This window comes from Lentzea waywayandensis (genome assembly GCF_900115955.1).
Taxonomy (GTDB): domain Bacteria; phylum Actinomycetota; class Actinomycetes; order Mycobacteriales; family Pseudonocardiaceae; genus Lentzea; species Lentzea waywayandensis.
This window is the reverse complement of sequence record NZ_FOYL01000002.1, coordinates 1,248,499-1,265,463: the sequence shown is the minus strand read 5'-3', so window position 1 is coordinate 1,265,463 and position 16,965 is coordinate 1,248,499. Positions and strand designations below refer to the sequence as shown.

The window sequence follows — 16,965 nt, the reverse complement described above, 5'->3', positions numbered from 1 at the left end:
TCCTTCGGTTGTCGGGACTGACGAGCGAAGGACGAGCGAACGGGCCGGAACTCGACATCAGCCGCGAAGAACTTCGAGGCCTTTTTCGTGGTGGTCGAGCGCGGCGCCGGCGGCGGCGGCGACGGTGACCTCGAAGATCTCGTCCTCGGTGTGGTCCTGCTTGAGACGGTCGACGTCCTCGTCGGTGAGGCGGTGGGAGGCCGTGCGAACCGTTGCCGCGTAAGAACCCCAGGCGTCACCGGCCGCTGCCGCCTGCCGCAGCTCAGGTGTCGTGCGGGCAGGTGCCTCCAGCACGGCGCGGCGGAGTTCGTCGGGGGAGCCGGAACCGGGGCCGGTGAGGAAGCGCGGGAACCGGTAGCCGAACCGGTGCAGCGACCGCGTGCCCGACTCCAGCTGGCCGGGCAGCAGCGCGAACCCGAACGCGTTCGCGAGCCTGTTCACCACCTGCCAGATCAGGCTGACGTTCAACGCGTCCACCAACGCGTCGGCAGGCACGTCGTCCGACAGCGTCCGATCTTCCAGGAACGCCAGCGCCGCAACGAGTTCCGGGCGCAACGGTGAGGGATCACCGGCGATCTTGACCAGTTCGGTGTGCGTGACGGCGCAGTACGGGCAGTGCAGCCGCTCGGCGGTGCGTTGCGCCAGGTACTCGCGTTCGCCCGCCGTCCAGAACGACGGCCCGCGCATCGCCTCGGCGCTCAGGTCGAGGAACACCGCGCCGAAGAAGTCCGGGCGGTACAACAGGGTCTTCGGCACGTCCGACATCGGGACGCGCGACACCAGGCCGGTGAGACCGAAGAACATCCGAGCCGGCAGCCGGTGGCCGTGGTCGAGCACGTGCAGCCGCATCAGGAGACCTCCAGGGAACGCAGGCGGGCGGCGAGGAACCGGCGATCGGCCGGGGTGACCGCCAGTTCGTGGGCGAGCCGGTACGCGGCAACGGCTTCGGACCGCCGATCCAGGCGGCGCAGCAGGTCGGCGCGGGCGGAGTGCAGCAGGTGGTAGGAGTCCAGCCCGGTGATCCCGTCGATCAACGAGAGCCCTGCCGCGGGTCCGTCGGCCATCGCGACGGCGACCGCGTGGTTGAGCTCGATCACCGGAGTCGGTGCCACCGCGAGGAGCTCGGCGTACAGTGCGGCCACGCGGGCCCAGTCGACCGGATCCTGCACGTGCAGGGCGGCGATCACGGCGTGCAGCACGTACGGGCCGGGTGAGCCGAACCGCAGCGCGCGGTCGAGCAGCGCCATGCCCTCCGAGATCTCCTCGACGTTCCAGAGCGAACGGTCCTGGTCCTCGAACAGCACGACCTCACCGTCGGACGAGAGCCGGGCCGCGCTGCGCGAGTTGTGCAGCAGCATCAACGCCACCAGGCCGTGCGCTTCCGGCTCATCGGGCATCAGCGTGGCGACGAGCTTGCCCAGCCGCAACGCTTCGAACCGCAGCGAGGCGTCCGCCGTCGTGTAGCCGCGCGTGAAGATCAGGTAGAGCACTCCGAGCACGCCCTGGAGCCGTTCGGGCAGCAGGTGGTCGGCGGGCACCTCGAACGTGATGCCGGCGTCGCGGATCTTGCGCTTGGCCCTGACCAGGCGCTGGGCCAGCGCGGGTTCGGCGACGAGGAACGTCCGCGCGATCTGCGCCGCCGTGAAGCCCGCCACCGCCTGGAGTGTGAGCGCTAACCGCGCGTCCTCGGCGAGTGCGGGGTGGCAGCAGGTGAAGATCAGGCTCAGGCGTTCGTCGCCGAGGTCGACGAGCTGCTTCTCGGTCATCGCGACCGGCTCGGGCACGGACGGCAGCTTGGTGCGGGCCATCTTGGCGTGCCGGAGCCGGTCCAGGGCGTGGTTGCGGGCGACGGTGAGCAGCCAGGCGAACGGATCGTCGGGCACCTGTGAACGTGGCCATTTCCGCAACGCCTGCGAGCACGCCTCCTGCAGCGCGTCCTCGGCCAGCTCGAAGTCGCCCAGCGCCCGCACCAGAGCCGCGAGCATCCGGGTCCGATGCTCGCGGTACACCCGTTCGACCGCGGCCGACGCGAGGTCGCTCATGCCACCCCGTGGTTCAGGCCGGGGATGTGGTCGACGGGGCGCACCTCGATCGTCGCGCCGAAGTGCGCCTGCGGGATCATCTCCGCCAGCTCCAGCGCCTCGTCCAGGTCGCGGCAGTCGAGCAGGTAGTACCCACCGAGATGCTCGTGGGTCTCCGCGAACGGCCCGTCGGTGACCAGCGCCTTGCCGTCCCGCACCCGCACCGTGGTCGCGGTGGCGACGGGTTTCAGCGGGTCACCGGACACGAACACGTTCCGGCGCCGGCACTCGTCGGCGAACGCGTTGACCCGCGTGAGGATCTCCTCGAACCGCGGGTCACCGGGGTGCGGGCGGTCCTCGCAGTTGTAGATCAGGAACATGTAGTGCATGCGTGCCCTCCAGTCGTCGTTCCGAGGACGAACGAGATCCCTGGAAGTCGACATTCGAGCACGCGGTGTTTCTCACGGCGCGGCGAGCGCCTCCGTCGGGGTGAGCCGCGACGCCCGCACGGCCGGATAGAGCCCGGCGACCACGCCCGCCGAACGCGAAGGGCACGCCTAGTTCGGCCGCCAGGTGCGCGACGAGCACGGTCGGTGCGGAGCCGGCGACCCCTCGCATGCCGTGGTGCTCCGGTACCCAGTACCGGTGAAACCCCAGCTCTTCCGCCGGCTCATCGCGCGGCGCCGACCCCCGCACGATCGGTGACGTGTCCAGCGCCGACAACCGCGGCCCCATGTCCGGCACACTGGGGCGATGCGCATCGATCGGCTCGACCACCTGGTGCTGACCGTCGCCGACCTGGACGCCACGATCGGCTTCTACGCGGGCGTGCTCGGCATGCGCGAGGTGACGTTCGGGGACGGTCGCAAGGCGCTCGAGTTCGGCGCGAGCAAGATCAACCTGCACGAGGCGGGCCACGAGTTCGAACCCAAGGCGGACAAGGCCGTTCCCGGCAGCGCGGATCTGTGCTTCATCACCGAGGATTCGCTCGACGACGTGATCGCGACCCTGGCCGGCAACGGCGTCGAGATCCTCGAAGGCCCGGTCGGCCGCACCGGCGCGAGGGGCCCGATTCGCAGCGTCTACGTGCGCGATCCCGACGGGAACCTCGTCGAGATCAGCAACTACGTGGCCTAGCAGCGTTCGTCGGTCTGTCCCCAGTAGACGTTGCCGTCGCCCCACACCTCGCCGTACGCGCGAGTGCACTTGGTGAGCGTCTTGGTGCCCTTGGACCAGACGTCCTGCTTGTTGCGCCCGTTGACGTTGCTGTTGAAGTCGCGGTCGCCGTTCACGACCATGGCGGCGCTGGAACTGAAGCCACCGGGCTGCGCGGCGTAGGAGTCCCACACGTAGGTGTAGGCCCAGTTCTTGCCGCAGCCCTTGAACTGCTTCACCGAGGCGATGATCGTGCCGTTCTTCTTCACGTACCCGGTGGAGCCGATCTGAACGGTGCCGGCGCATCCCGGCGCCGACTCGGCCTGGGCCGTGCCGACGGAGGCGAGTGCCGTCAGCGCCACCGCAGGCAGGAGCAACATCACTTTGCGCATGCCCCCACGGTGACGCGGGCCGGTTAGTCAGCGGTAAATCACGGTTGAGCCGCCAGGTCGGAGGGATGCGTCGCCAGCGGCGTCACCTCGACCCGCATGTACTCCCACAGCGGCAGCGACGACAGGAACGCGTGCAACTCGTCGTTGGACGGCACGTCGAAGACGCTGATGTCGCTGTACTGCCCGACGACGCGCCACAGATGCGGCCACACGCCCATCTTCTGCAGCTCCAACGCCCGGTCCTTCTCGGCACGCACCAGCTCGGCGCGGTCGTTGGGGTCCATGTCGTGGGGCAGGGAAACGTCCATCCGCACGTGGAAGAGCACGGTTACCTCCTGGGTCGTGACGGGGAATACCCGCTGCGACCGGGCGCTGAACCGTGGAGCCTCATGCCCCTGTGACGCCGTCGATGCCCTCGCGCAGGAAGTCCGCGTGGCCGTTGTGCCGCGCGTACTCGTGACAGAGGTGGTTCATCACCAGCCGCAACGACACCTGCTCGCCCCAGCGCGGCTGGTAGCCCGTGACGTCCAGCGACTCGGCCTCGCGCTCGATCCGGCGCGAGTGCTCGACCTCGGCCTGCCACGCCTCGAACGCCTCGGACCGCGTGGAGTTCGAGGCGTCGTAGGCGACCTGGTAGTCGTTCGCGTCCGACCACACCAGAGGGACGTCCTCGCCGTTGATGACCTTGCGGAACCAGGTGCGCTCCACTTCGGCCATGTGCCGGACGAGGCCGAGCAACGTCAGAGTGGACGGAGGCATCGAACGGCGCCGCAGGTCGTCGTCGGACAGGCCGTCGCACTTCATCGCGAGGGTGGCGCGGTGGAAGTCGAGGAACGCGCGCAGGGTCTCGCGTTCCCCCGCCCGCATCGGCGGGCTGGGACGTTCGGTGATCACGGCGTCAGTTTGACCACAAAGAGGGCCTCGCGCATCCGGATTTGGTGTATGTGTAGTCGCATCGTCTACGTGATTCTGGGGGAATCAATGATGCGTGGATCAGCGCTTGTCGCTGCAATCAGCTTGGCGTGCACGGCTTTCACGGCACCGGCGGTGGCAGCCGCCGAACAGGCAGCCTGCGAGTGGACCGTGTCGAACGTGCCGGTGCCGTCCGGGTACGACGCCCGGTTCACGACCGTGAAGGGCACGGACAGCAACGGCAACTACTCGGGCAACGCCCTTCGGCAGGGCTCTAGCAGCATGGCGTACGACGCCGTGTTCTGGACCGGGGGACAGCCGAGGGTGCTCCAGGAGGTGGAGAATCTCAAGAATCTCCACGTGTCCGACGAGAACCGATCCGGGACCGTGCTGATGTTCGGCCGTTTCCCGGACCGCACGGCCGCGGTGCTGTACTCCGGCGCGCACGAGAGCACTGGAACGATCACCGAGCTCCCCGGTCTGGAGGGCTACCGCATCGACGCCCCCACGGCGCTCAACGAGCGCGGCGACGTGCTGGGCGGCGCCACGCGGATCGCCGATGGCGAGGCGGTGACGGTCCTGTGGACCGCGACCGCGACCCCGACCGCGCCTCAGGTCATCGAACGTTCCGTCGGCCTGGGTCAGGACCTGGACGATGACGGCACGGTGTTGCTTCGCCGTCCGGGCGGCAACGCGGGACGCCTGTGGCGCAACGGAGTCGTGACGGATCTCGAGTACCAGGGCAAGCCCCAGTACGTCCAGGCGATCCGGGGCGGCAAGGTGGTCGGCTACCAGCTCGAGGGCTCCTGGCCCAACGCGCAGGCCCTGCTGTGGGACGGCAACGGTGTGGTGAAGCGCATCGCGGGTGCCGCGTCCGCGTACACGATCACCGGAGGCGGCCTGGTCACCGGTCAGCGGTCGTCGCTGACGGGCAAGGCGGCGATCTGGCGGGACACCAACTTCAAGACCGAGCTGCCGTTGCCGAGCGGTGTCTCCGGCGTGTCGGAGCTGTTCGTGGCGGGCGACGACGAGACGCTGTTCAGCAAGTCGGGCTCCGGCCCCCTGCGGTGGACCTGCGACTAGGGCCTGTATCGAGGTCTGGTTCGATGAGAGTCGCGCTTGAGGTGGTTCCTGGTGGTGCGGCCGAATGGCCCGCATACCGGTGTTGTATGTGGGTCGTTCGGCCGTGCCGCCAGGGGCCGCCTCGGGCCCGGCTGTCGCGGACCAGACTTCGATACAGGCCCTAGTCCCGTGTGAGGCGCCACATCACCGCCTTCTCCCATCGGCGCTACGGTGGCCGGTGGGAGAAGGGGTGGCGGATGACGCAGCAGCTGGACGAGGCCGAGTCGGCGTTCGCGGCGGCGCGGCCGAGGCTGTTCGGCATCGCCTACCGCATGACCGGCAGCGTGGCCGACGCCGAGGACCTCGTGCAGGAGGTGTGGGTGCGCTGGCAGCTCGCGGACCGCGCCGCCGTGCTCAACCCCGAGGCGTACCTGGCCACCGCCATCACCCGCCTCGCGATCAACGAGTCGCAGACCGCGCGGGCCCGCCGGGAGACCTACGTCGGGCCGTGGCTGCCCGAGCCCGTCGACACCTCCGCCGACCCGCAGGTCGGTGCCGAGCAGGGCGCGGTGCTGGAGCTGGCGGTGCTGATGCTGCTGGAGAAGCTCACCCCGACCGAACGGGCCGCGTACGTGCTGCGCGAGGCGTTCGACTACCCCTACCGGGAGATCGCCGAGATCGTGCAGACCAGCGAGGTCGCGACGCGGCAGCTGGTCAGCCGGGCGCGCAAGCACCTCGCGGACGAACGCCGCGTGCCCGTCGAACGAGCGGACCAGCGCAAGCTGCTGGAGGCGTTCGTGGCGGCGGCGCAGGCCGGTGACCTGGCCGCACTCGAGAAGCTGTTCGCGCAGGACGTCGTGAGCTGGTCCGACAGCAACGGCTCCATCCGGGCCGCCGGTCGTCCGCTGTTCGGCGCGGCCTCCCTGGCGAAGATCATCTCGGGCTGGGCGCCGTCGTTCTGGGCCGGCGCCGAGGCGTCGTTCGTGGAGGCGAACGGGCTCACCGCCATCCGGCTGCGCAAGGACTCCGGCACCTACGCCGTGATCACCGTGACGGCCTCCGACGAGGGCATTGACCAGGTGTTGTGGCTGGTCAACCCCGAGAAGCTGGCCGCGTTCCAGTAGGCCTGTCACAACTTCGGGGGCTGTCCTGTCTTAGCTCGTGAACACCCGCACGCAGGCGGGCTCACGAGAGGGACGGACCCATGAGGATCGTTGTCATCGGCGGCACCGGGTTGATCGGCAGCCAGGTCGTGAAGCGGCTCGGTGAGCACGGCCACGACGCCGTGCCCGCGTCCCCGAACAGCGGCGTGAACACGCTGACCGGAGAGGGCGTCAAGGAGGTTCTGCAGGGCGCCGACGTGCTGATCGACGTGTCGAACTCGCCGTCGTTCGCCGACGACGACGTCCTGAACTTCTTCACCACCGCCACGACGAACCTGACCAAGGCGGCCGCCGACGCGGGCGTCGGTCACTACGTCGCGCTGTCGATCGTCGGCACGGACGAGCTGCCCGAGTCCGGCTACCTGCGCGCGAAGGTGGCGCAGGAGAAGCTCATCACGGAGTCGGGCCTCACGTACTCGATCATCCGCGCCACCCAGTTCTTCGAGTTCGCGGGCGCCATCGCGAACTCCGCCGAGCAGGACGGCGCCGTGCACCTCCCGCACGGTGGCGTCCAGCCGATCGCCGCCGCGGACGTCGCCGCGGTCGTCGCCAGGACCGCCGCGACCGAGCCGGTGAACGGCGTGCTGGAGATCGGCGGGCCGGAAGAGTTCACAATGGACGGTTGGATCCGCACGGTGCTGACGCAGCGCGAGGACGAGCGCGAAGTGGTGAGCGACCCGCAGGCCAAGTACTTCGGCACGTTCCTGACCGGCAAGCAGCTCGTGCCGAACGCCGGCGCGCAGCTCCAGCCGACCAGCCTGGAGCAGTGGCTCGCCGCCGGGAACTGACCGGCGCCCGTGGAGGGTGCGGCTTCCGGGCCGCACTCCCGCTCGGCGCAGTCAACTGCTGACGTTTCCCTGGCCGGCGCGATCATCCCCTCGATATCGTGGACACCGCACGGCACACGAACTCCGGGGGAACCGAAAATGAGTCGAAGACTTTCTTTTGTGCTGTCCACAGCACTTCTGGCCACAGCGGTCGCCGCGACGCCGGCGCACGCGGACACGACGATCACCGACCTCGGCGGCCTGCCGGGCGCCCAGTCGCACTGGGCCGCGTCGGTCAACGACGCCGGCGTCGCGGTGGGAGTCGCCTTCAACGGCTCCGGTCGTGATCGCGCGGTGAGGTTCGACGGCAACGGGACCGCCACCCAGCTCGCCGGGCCGGCCGACGCCAGCACCACCGTGAACGAGGTCAACAACCACGGCGCCGCTGTCGGCACCACCAGCGGTGGCTCCGTCGGCGGCACCAGGGCCATCCGGTTCAAGCCGGACGGCACGTACGCGGTGCTGTCCGTCCCGTTCGGCTTCACCACCTCGACGGGGCTGGCGATCACCGACTCCGGCACCGCCTACGGTCTCGCCAGCGACGCCGATCGCCGCCAGATCCCGGTGCGCTGGAGGCCGGACGGCGTCCTCATGACGATGAAGATGCCGGAGGGCGCCACCTGGGCTTACGTGACGAGGGCCGCGGCGAACGGCTACGTGGCCGGCTACGTGTCCGGTCCCGGTATCCCGTTCCTGGCGGTGCGCTGGAATCCCGACGGCAGCGTGACCAAGCTCGCCAGGATGGCGGACGGCGCCGCGACCACCGCCCAGGGGGTGAACCAGCTCGGCGAGGTGGTCGGCAACGCCAACTCCGCGAACGACCAGGAGACGTTCGGTGTGCGCTGGAACCTCGACGGATCGCTGACCAGCTACGGGAAGGACAGCCTGCCGAAGAGCATCAACGACCGGGGTGTGGTGGTCGGCAGCTACTACGGCGGAGCCGAACAGCACCCGTTCCGCTGGGAGAAGAACGGCGACAAGCTCGAGCTGGGCCGTCCCGACGGTGTCACCAACGCCACCGCGCTGGACATCAACAACGACGGCGTGATCGTGGGACGAGCGGGATCGTCCGCCGTCAAGTGGGTCGTCAGCTGAACCGGAGCGCGGAGAACCTCGCGTCGCGCGAACCGCCGGCGCGAGGTCGCCTGGGCGTGGCCGGGTCACTGGCCAACGCGATCATTCCCTCTATATCGTGACCGCCGCATGGCTCACGAACTTGGGGGATGGAATGAGTCGAAGACTCTCCTTTGCGTTGTCCGCAGCACTTCTGGCGTCGGTCATCGTCACGCCACAGGCTCACGCGACCACGACGATCACCGAACTGGGCGGCCTGCCGGGCTCCACCGCCAGCTCGGCGGCGGCGATCAACGACTCGGGCGTCGCGGTCGGGACTTCCAGCAGGGGCGGTTTCAACCGGGCGGTGAAGTTCGACGGCGCCGGGGTGACCGAGCTCGCCGGACCGGCCGACCGCCACACGCAGCTCGAGGCGATCAACAGCCACGGCGTCGCCGCGGGCACCGCCACCGCTGACGGCGTCGGTGGCAGGGCCCTCCGCTTCAACGCGGACGGTTCGTACGTGGTGCTGTCCGTGCCGTTCGGCTTCTGGTCCGCGGCCGCGGTCGCGATCGACGACTTCGGCACGGTCTACGGCACCGCGGCGGGCCTCAACAACGATCGCGAGATCCCCGTGCGCTGGCGGCCGAACGGCGTTCTCGCCACCTTGAAGCTGCCGGAGGGAGCCACCTGGGGCCGCGTGACGGGCGCGTCGCCGAACGGGTACGCGACCGGAGTGGTCTCCGGGCCGGGGCTGAACCGCCTGGCGGTGCGGTGGAACCCCGGCGGCACCGTGACCCCGCTGCAAAGGCTGGACGACGGCGCCGAATCCATGGCTCTGGCGGTCAACCGGAACGGTGACGTGGTCGGCACCGCCGACTTCTGGAACGACGGGACCTTCGGCGTGCGCTGGAACGCCGACGGGTCGATGACCAAGTACGGTCCCAACCTCAGGCCGTCGAGCATCAACGACCACGGTACGGCGGTCGGGTGGAGCACGACCGCGAACCAGAACGTCCCGTACCGCTGGAGCAACGAGGGTGAGGAGCTCGACCTCGGGTTCCCCAGCGGCACCCAGTTCGCGTACCCGATGGACATCAACAACGACGGCGTGATCGTCGGACTGGCAGGCGCGGCCGCGTACAAGTGGATCGTCAGCTGATCGTCGGCTAGAACCTCGCGTCGCGCAGCTGGCGGCGCGAGGTCACGCCCACCTTGCCGAACACCTTGCGCAGGTGCCATTCCACGGTGCGCGGGCTGATGAACAGCCGCGTGCCGATCTCCGGGTTCGAGTAGCCCTCGCGGGCCAGCCGGGCGATCTGGTACTCCTGCGCGGTCAGCTCGTCGGTCGGTTCGGCGGTGCGTTTGCGGGCCGTCTCCCCGGTCGCCTGCAGTTCGCGGAAAGCCCGATCGGCGAACGTCGGCATGCCACTGGCCGTCAGAATCTCGTGCGCGGTGCGGAGATGCTCACGTGCCTCGACGCGCTGGCCCTCACGACGAAGCCACTCCCCGAACAACAGGTGGGCGCGGCCCAGTTCGCCACGCAAAGCCGTCTGTGCCAAGGAAGAGATCGACTCGGCGAACGCGGCGGTGTCGCCGTTCAACGCACGCAGCCGGGCCTTGATGCCCAACGACCAGTGCGTGTCGACCCACGGCGCCGAACGTTCCAGGGCCTCCGCGACCAGAGCCGTGTCGCCGGTGCGGGACGCGGCCTCGGCCAGTTCGGACGCGATCAGGCAGCTGTAGACCAAGGTGTCGGACGCGAACACCCGCAGCGCGGCGTCCCGGGCGAGGTCGTGGCGTCCCAGTCCGTTGTGGAGGATCGCGGCGGTCCAGTCGGCGATCACGGCCAGCCGTCCCTGACCGGCGGCCAACGCCTCCGCCCGAGCCGTGGCGGCGGCGTCCTCGCCGCGGTAGGCGGCCTGCAGCAGCATCGCGTAGCCGACCGGCGGGGTGCCGGTGACCTCCGAGATGCGCTGGTCCTCCTCGATCAACGCCTGTGCGGCCGCGGGTTCGCCGGCGAGCAGTTCGTTGTCCGCCAAGAAGTTCAGCGCGAACTGGAGCTGCACGAGTGCGCCGGCGTCGCGGGACAGGCGGACCTGTTGCTGGGCGAACGCGCGGCGCGTGTCGAAGTCCCACAGCTCGCTCGCGACGATCCCGCCCGCGCGGTTGCCGAACAGCCACGGCACCCGGCTGATGTCGTCGGCGCCGACCTTCAACGCCCGCACCTCGTCCAGTGCGCGCGTCATCTGCGCAACGGCCGGCGCGTACCCCGACGTGACGCGGGTCGTCAACGCGTCGAGGACCAGGTCCACGGCACGGGCCGGGGTGCGCGCAGGGGGAGCGGTGCGGGCGGCCTCGGCCAGCGGCGTACCGGCCCAGATCGCGGCCGAGAGGCCCTCCAGGTGCGTTTCGCGGGCCAGGTCGGCGTCGAACGGCGCGAGCCTGCGGGCCGCGCTGAACAGCAGCGGTGCGGCGTCGGCGACGCGGCGCTGGTCGAACGCGATGTGTCCGCGCAGGTGCTCGATCTCGGCGCTGCGGCGCTCGTCCGGTGGCCCGGCCTCGACCGCGGACAACAGCCGCAGCGACGCGTCCAACGCCCCGGCGTCACGCTTGGCCCGCGCGGCGGCGAGTTCGCGGGAAGCCCGGCGGCCGGGTTCGGGGGTGAGCACCGCGGCCTGTTCGAGGAACGCGGCCGCGGCCAGCAGCCCGCCACGGGCCTGCGCGCGACCCGCGGAGTGCTCCAGGGCGGCGGCGACCTCCTCGTCCGGCGCGGCGGTGCCCTGCGCCCGGTGCCACGCGCGGCGGTCCGGGTCGATGGCCGGATCGGTCACGTCGGCCAGCGCCCGGTGCACCCGCATGCGCTCCACGGTGGAGGCCGACCGGTACACGGCGGACCGCACCAGTGGATGCCGGAACTGGACGCGGGCGCCGAACTCGATCAGCCCGGTGCCCAGCGCGGCGGCGGCCGGGTCGGCGCCCAGCCCGAGCAGCCCCGCCGCCTGCCACAGCAGGGTCGCGTCACCGAGCGGTTCGGCGGCGGCGGTCAGCATCAGCAACCGCGTGTCGGCGGGCAGCGGCGCGATCTGCCGGACGAACGCGGCCTCGATGCGGCTGGTCAGCGGCTCGGCGTCCAGTCCGTCCACCAGTTCGGCGGTCGTCCACGCGCGCGGCAGCTCCAGTAGCGCCAGCGGGTTGCCGCGGGCCTCCGCGACGATCCGGTCGCGCACCCGGCCGTCCACCGGGCCCTTGATGACGGACTCCAGCAACGAGCGGGCGTCGGCGTCGTCCAGGCCGCGCACGAACAGCTCTGGCAGCCCGTCGAGGTAGTCGTTGCCCTCGCGCAGCACGAAGACCAGCGCGATCCGTTCGGCGAGCAGCCTGCGGGCGACGAACCCGAGCACCGCCGACGACATCGAGTCGAGCCACTGCGCGTCGTCGACCAGGCACACCAGCGGCTGTTCGTCGGCGACCTCGGCGAGCAGCGTCAGCACCGCCAGACCGACCATGAACCGCGTCGGCCTGGGGCCGGTGGCCATGCCGAACGCCGTGCCGAGCGCCTCGCGCTGCGGTGGCGGCAGCTTGTCGAGCCGGTCCAGGAACGGCACGCACAGCTGGTGCAGCCCCGCGTACGGGAACGCGCTCTCGGACTCGACGCCCGCGGCCCGTGCCACGCGGAAGCCCGAGGCCCGCGTCGACACGTGGTCGAGCAGCGCGGTCTTGCCGATCCCGGCCTCACCCCGCAGGACCAGCACCTGACCAGCACCGGAGCGCGCCTGCGTGAGCAGTCGGTCCAGCGTTTCGCCCTCAGTGCGTCTGCCCAGCAGACCTTCGTCCGACACGGGTCCGAGCGTAGTCACCAGGGATCGACCAGGGGGTTCCACGGGTTCGAACGGGCCCCTGGCGGGAGCAGTCTCATGTCATCGACAAAACGAAGGAGATGGACCTGATGGACTACAAGTTCGAGGTGACCGTCATCCCGGTCAGCGACATCGACCGGGCCGTGCACTTCTACAAGACGCTGGGCTGGCGCTTCGACGCCGAGTTCGCCGACGACGAGGGCTACCGCCTGGTCCAGTTCACCCCGACCGGCTCACCCGCGTCGATCATCTTCGGCAGCGGCGTCTCGAACGCCGCGCCGGGCAGCGCCGAGGGCATGCACCTGATCGTCGACGACATCGAGGCCGCCCGCGAGGACCTCGTCGGCCGCGGCGTGCAGGTCAGCGAGATCTTCCACGACAAGACCGGCGTCTTCCACCACGCTGGCACGGTCGGTCGCGTCGCTGGTCCCGATGCCGCCCGCACCACCTACGGCTCGTTCGCCTCGTTCAGCGACCCGGACGGCAACGGCTGGGTGCTTCAGGAGGTCACGACGCGCCTCCCGGGACGTGTGTGATGACCTCGCACTACGACGTGATCGTCATCGGCGGCGGATCGCCCGGCGAGCACTTCGCCGCCGCCGTCGCCGAGGGCGGGCTGAGCGTGGCACTGGTCGAGCGCGAGTTGCTCGGCGGCGAATGCACCTTCTACGCCTGCATCCCGTCGAAGACCCTGCTGCGTGCCGGTGAGGCCGTGGCGGCGGCCCGGGAGGTCCCCGGTGCCCGTGAGGCGGTCACCGGCGAGATCGACGCGCAGGCCGTGCTCGCGTACCGCGACTTCATGGTCTCGTCCTACGACGACGCGGGCGGCCAGAAGTGGGCCGAGAGCGCCGGAATCGACGTGCTGCGCGGCGACGGCAAGATCGCCGGTCCCGGCACCGTCGCGGTGGGCGACCAGACCTACACGGCCGACCACGTCGTGATCGCCACCGGCTCGTCGGCGTTCATCCCGCCGATCCCCGGCCTGCGCGACCTGGACGTCTGGACGAACCGCGAGGCGACGTCGGTCCAGGAGATCCCGCGCCGGCTGCTGATCCTCGGTGGCGGCCCGACCGGTGTCGAGCTGGCCCAGGCGTTCACGCACCTCGGCGCCTCGGTCGCGCTGGTCGACGGCTCCGACCGGGTGCTGCCTCGCGAACCGGAGGCGGCCGGCCGCGCACTGGGCGAGGCACTGGCCGCAGGCGGAGTCGAGCTGCACCTGGGTGTTCACGCCAACAACGCTTCGTTCGAGAACGGCGAGTGCGTGCTCGACCTATCGGACGGCACGCAGTTGCGCGGCGACAAGCTCCTCGTCGCCACCGGCAGGCGACCGCGCGTCGACGGCATCGGGCTCGACACGGTGGGCATCGAACCGGACCCGCGTGGGCTCGCCACCGACGAGCGGATGAACGTGGCGGACGGCATCTGGGCGGTCGGCGACGTCACGGGCCAGTGGAACCTGACCCACGTCGGCAAGTACCAGGGCCGTGTGGCCGCCGCGAACATCCTCGGCCAGAAGGCGAGCGTCAACTACGACGCCGTGCCACGGGTCGTGTTCACCGATCCGCAGGTCGCCGCAGTCGGTGCGGCAGAAGGAAAGTACACCGCGACAGCCCACCTGTCCGGCGTCGCGCGCACGGCCACCTACACCCGTGAGTACGCCACGCGACCCGGATTCCTGACCCTCGTGTCGGACGGCGAAGTCCTCACCGGCGCCTACGCCGTCGGCCCGGAAGCGGGCGAGTGGTTGCAGCAGGCCACCGTCGCGATCCGCGCGAAGGTCCCGCTGTCCGTGCTGCTCGACGTCATCCAGCCGTTCCCCACCTTTTCGGAGGCGTTCCTCAACGCCCTCCGCGATCTCGCAAAGGAAGTAGCGAAGTGAAGAACCTCGACCAGATCGACATGTTGCTCGAAGTCACCGTCATCCCCGTCACCGATGTCGAGCGCGCCAAGGAGTTCTACTCCCGCCTCGGCTGGCGCCTGGACGTCACCCCGCCGTGGGTCGTGCAGTTCACCCCACGCGGATCCGACGCCTCCATCCACTTCGGCGAGGGCGCGACGACCGCGGAACCCGGCTCTGGCAGGCACTTCCTGATCGTCTCGGACATCGTCGAGACGCACGAGGCCCTGCTGGCGTCCGGCATCAAGGTCGGCCCGCTCTTCCACGGCGGCCCGGACGGCCCCGTCGAGGGCCCGGACCCCGATCGCCGCAGCTACTTCACCCGCGCCGAGTTCGCCGACCCGGACGGCAACACGTGGATCCTTCAGGAGGTCACGACCCGTCTGCCCGGCCGCGTCGACGCCGACGACACGTCCTACGCGTCGATCGCCGACCTGGCCGCGGCGTTGCGCAGGGCCGCTGTGGCCCATGGCGAGCACGAGAAGCGCAACGGCGGCGAGTACGACGAGAACTGGCCCGACTGGTACGCCGAGTACATGGTCAAGGCGCAGACGGGCGAGCAGCTGCCGCAGTAGGTTCGGGCGGGTGAACGAGGAAATCGCCAGAGCGTTGCGCGGAACGCCGAGCTCCTTGGCGTTCCGCGCGCTTTGCGCTGCCGTGACGAGGTCCGGTGAGGATCTCCTTGCGTGGTGCGAAGAACAGCTTGCCACCTGGCCCGACGAGACCCGGCAGGCGCCGTACTCCTGGATCGCCGCGCTGAACTCCGGTTTCACCACACCCGTGTGGCCTCTGGTGCGTTCGCTCGACCTGCGCGGCGGCCGTGACGGGATGCGCGAACTGGAGCTGCCGGATCCGCGGGTCCGTCCCGAGGTGCGCGCGGTGAGCCACCTGCGGCTGGACTGGTACGGCCACGACCAGACGGCGGCACTGGCGGAGACCGCGGACCACTGGGAACACCTGCGCTCGGTCGAGTTCGCGGGCCTGTGGGAGTTCGACGGGAAGGCGATCGACCGTTTCGCGGCGAGCGAGGCGGTCACCCGGCTCGAGTCGCTGACGACGGTGCGGGTGTCGGAAAGCCTGTGGCACTTCAAGATTCCGCCGTTGCGCGTCGACCGGCCGACCCGGCTGCGGCACGCCGGCCTGCTCGCACCCGACCTGGTCCACCTGCTGCGGAACGACCTCGCGCCGGACCTGAAGTCCGCCGTCGTGATCGTGGAGAACGCCGACGACGCACGCGACCTGGCCGGGTGCGAAGGACTCTCCGCGCTGGAGCACCTCGCGATCGGGTTCCGCTGCGGCAAGGACGGCAAGCAGCCGTTGTGGGCGCAGTACTTCGGCAACGTCATCGAAGCGGACGACACCGCGTGCGAGGAGTTCTTCTCCCACGCGACCCTCACGAATCTGCGCAGCCTCACCGTGCACGGCTCCACCATGGGCATGGGCCGCGAAGGGCTCGGCGCGCGAGGCGTGGAGGCCATCGCGAACAGCGGTGTGCTCGGACAGCTCACCGAACTGTCCCTCGCGGCGTTGCCCGTCGGCGATGACACGATCGCGCAGGTACTCGGCGCCACCGACGCCGCGATCATCGAGAAGATCGCGCTGACCAACCTCGTCGCCACCGACCGCACCGCGGAAGCGTTCGCGGCGGAGTACCCGCGGCTGCGGCATCTCGACCTGCGCAACAACCACCTCGGCCCGGACGGCGTGCGCAGGCTGTTCACCGCGAACATGCCCGCACTCGAACACCTCGACCTCGGCGGCAGCGCCGGAGGTTCGCCGCACTACAGCCGATCGGACGTGCAGCCGATCGGAGACGCGGGCGCGCGGGCCATCCCGCGGCAGGCCCGCCTGAAGGTCCTGAACCTCTCGGCCACCGGTCTCACCTCGGCCGGCCTGAGCGCGGTGCTGGAGCTTCCACTGGAATCCCTGGACGTGTCGGGTAATCCGCTGGGCGACCTGCCCTCCGTGCCGGAGGCGCCCGCGTGGCGCACGTTGCGGACGGTGAACCTGGACGACTGCGCGTTCGGCGACCCGGCGTCGCTGCCACCGCAGGCTCCGCTGATGGAGAGCATCTCGTTGCAGCACAACAACATCGGCTCGAACGGCGCGCGTGTGCTCGCCGAGTGGCCGGTGCTGCCCCAGCTGTGGGAGCTGCGTCTGCACGACAACGTCATCGGCGACGACGGCCTGACGGACCTGGCTCGATCCCGTGCGGCGCAACGACTCCTGGAACTCGACCTGGAACAGGACGTCTGGACCGCGCACCACCGCCGCGACAGCGTGCCGGTGCCGGCCGAGGTCGTGGCGCGGGAGTCGTTCCCGAACCTGGACGCGCTGTACCTCGGGGTGATCGACGGCTACCACGGTGCTCGCTACTCGTGCGGGTTTCCCGCTGATCGGCACGAGGAGCTGATCAGGACCGGACGGCCGGAGCTGGCCGCGTTCCTCACGCACGTCAAACCCTTCGAGTACCTCCCGGACGAGGACCAGGACCCGGACCCGCCCACGGAGGACTTCCGCGCCGAACGCATGGCCAAGTACGCGAAGGACTTGGCCGACGCCCAGGAGTTCGCGGCCAGGATGAAGTCGGACGACATCGGGTGGCCACCCTAGGGGGCGTCCC

At 70.2% G+C, this 16,965-nt stretch carries 17 protein-coding genes; 10 read left to right on the top strand and 7 right to left on the bottom strand.

The features are described from left to right. Positions 1-57: 57 nt before the first annotated feature. From BM417_RS10430 to BM417_RS10420, 3 genes are read right to left on the bottom strand one after another with little or no spacing between them, the layout of a single operon-like run. Positions 58-849 (bottom strand): carboxymuconolactone decarboxylase family protein, encoded by a 792-nt coding sequence (locus BM417_RS10430; RefSeq protein ID WP_093590578.1) that lies wholly within the window; start codon positions 847-849, stop codon positions 58-60. Beyond that, on the bottom strand, positions 849-2,042 hold the full coding sequence (locus BM417_RS10425; RefSeq protein WP_093590575.1) for an RNA polymerase sigma factor: 1,194 nt from the start codon (positions 2,040-2,042) through the stop codon (positions 849-851). The genes BM417_RS10430 and BM417_RS10425 overlap by 1 nt, the downstream gene beginning before the upstream one ends. Then, on the bottom strand, positions 2,039-2,410 hold the full coding sequence (locus BM417_RS10420; protein WP_093590572.1) for a YciI family protein: 372 nt from the start codon (positions 2,408-2,410) through the stop codon (positions 2,039-2,041). The genes BM417_RS10425 and BM417_RS10420 overlap by 4 nt, the downstream gene beginning before the upstream one ends. Before the next feature lie 364 nt (positions 2,411-2,774). Here BM417_RS10420 and BM417_RS10415 point away from each other — a divergent pair, with 364 nt between their 5' ends. Beyond that, the gene (locus BM417_RS10415) at positions 2,775-3,158 is read left to right on the top strand and encodes a VOC family protein (RefSeq protein ID WP_093590569.1); all 384 of its coding nucleotides are present in this window, start codon (positions 2,775-2,777) and stop codon (positions 3,156-3,158) included. Here BM417_RS10415 and BM417_RS10410 read toward each other — a convergent pair. From BM417_RS10410 to BM417_RS10400, 3 genes are all read right to left on the bottom strand, one after another. After that, positions 3,155-3,568, bottom strand: a complete 414-nt coding sequence (locus BM417_RS10410) for a hypothetical protein (protein ID WP_093590566.1) — start codon at positions 3,566-3,568, stop codon at positions 3,155-3,157. The two genes, BM417_RS10415 and BM417_RS10410, sit on opposite strands and share 4 nt — an antisense overlap. A gap of 38 nt (positions 3,569-3,606) precedes the next feature. Beyond that, positions 3,607-3,894: a muconolactone Delta-isomerase gene (gene catC, locus BM417_RS10405; protein ID WP_093590563.1), complete on the bottom strand. Its 288-nt coding sequence runs from the start codon at positions 3,892-3,894 to the stop codon at positions 3,607-3,609. A 61-nt stretch (positions 3,895-3,955) separates the two neighbouring features. Beyond that, positions 3,956-4,462, bottom strand: coding sequence for a DinB family protein (locus BM417_RS10400; protein WP_093590560.1), 507 nt, complete (start codon positions 4,460-4,462; stop codon positions 3,956-3,958). Between the two features lie 153 nt (positions 4,463-4,615). Here BM417_RS10400 and BM417_RS10395 point away from each other — a divergent pair, with 153 nt between their 5' ends. From BM417_RS10395 to BM417_RS10375, 5 genes are all read left to right on the top strand, one after another. Then, on the top strand, positions 4,616-5,563 hold the full coding sequence (locus BM417_RS10395) for a hypothetical protein (RefSeq protein ID WP_143138587.1): 948 nt from the start codon (positions 4,616-4,618) through the stop codon (positions 5,561-5,563). 236 nt (positions 5,564-5,799) lie between these two features. Continuing rightward, the gene (locus BM417_RS10390; protein WP_093590554.1) at positions 5,800-6,666 is read left to right on the top strand and encodes an RNA polymerase sigma-70 factor; all 867 of its coding nucleotides are present in this window, start codon (positions 5,800-5,802) and stop codon (positions 6,664-6,666) included. 80 nt (positions 6,667-6,746) lie between these two features. Beyond that, positions 6,747-7,493, top strand: coding sequence for an SDR family oxidoreductase (locus BM417_RS10385; RefSeq protein WP_093590551.1), 747 nt, complete (start codon positions 6,747-6,749; stop codon positions 7,491-7,493). A 138-nt stretch (positions 7,494-7,631) separates the two neighbouring features. Further along, positions 7,632-8,627, top strand: coding sequence for a hypothetical protein (locus BM417_RS10380; RefSeq protein ID WP_143138586.1), 996 nt, complete (start codon positions 7,632-7,634; stop codon positions 8,625-8,627). Between the two features lie 157 nt (positions 8,628-8,784). Beyond that, positions 8,785-9,747 carry a hypothetical protein gene (locus BM417_RS10375; protein ID WP_093590545.1) on the top strand — a complete coding sequence of 321 codons (963 nt, stop codon included), beginning with the start codon at positions 8,785-8,787 and terminating at the stop codon, positions 9,745-9,747. A gap of 7 nt (positions 9,748-9,754) precedes the next feature. On the opposite strand, the gene BM417_RS10370 is transcribed toward BM417_RS10375, so the two are convergent. Then, on the bottom strand, positions 9,755-12,427 hold the full coding sequence (locus BM417_RS10370; RefSeq protein WP_093590542.1) for a helix-turn-helix transcriptional regulator: 2,673 nt from the start codon (positions 12,425-12,427) through the stop codon (positions 9,755-9,757). 107 nt (positions 12,428-12,534) lie between these two features. Here BM417_RS10370 and BM417_RS10365 point away from each other — a divergent pair, with 107 nt between their 5' ends. Genes BM417_RS10365 through BM417_RS10350 form a run of 4 tightly spaced genes read left to right on the top strand, consistent with a single transcriptional unit; the run spans position 12,535 to position 16,955 of the window. Further along, positions 12,535-12,981: a VOC family protein gene (locus BM417_RS10365; RefSeq protein ID WP_093591122.1), complete on the top strand. Its 447-nt coding sequence runs from the start codon at positions 12,535-12,537 to the stop codon at positions 12,979-12,981. Next, the gene (locus BM417_RS10360; RefSeq protein ID WP_093590539.1) at positions 12,981-14,324 is read left to right on the top strand and encodes a dihydrolipoyl dehydrogenase family protein; all 1,344 of its coding nucleotides are present in this window, start codon (positions 12,981-12,983) and stop codon (positions 14,322-14,324) included. The genes BM417_RS10365 and BM417_RS10360 overlap by 1 nt, the downstream gene beginning before the upstream one ends. Then, positions 14,321-14,917, top strand: coding sequence for a VOC family protein (locus BM417_RS10355; protein ID WP_245821820.1), 597 nt, complete (start codon positions 14,321-14,323; stop codon positions 14,915-14,917). The genes BM417_RS10360 and BM417_RS10355 overlap by 4 nt, the downstream gene beginning before the upstream one ends. Positions 14,918-14,927: 10 nt before the next feature. Continuing rightward, on the top strand, positions 14,928-16,955 hold the full coding sequence (locus tag BM417_RS10350) for a leucine-rich repeat domain-containing protein (protein WP_093590536.1): 2,028 nt from the start codon (positions 14,928-14,930) through the stop codon (positions 16,953-16,955). Positions 16,956-16,965 lie beyond the last annotated feature (10 nt).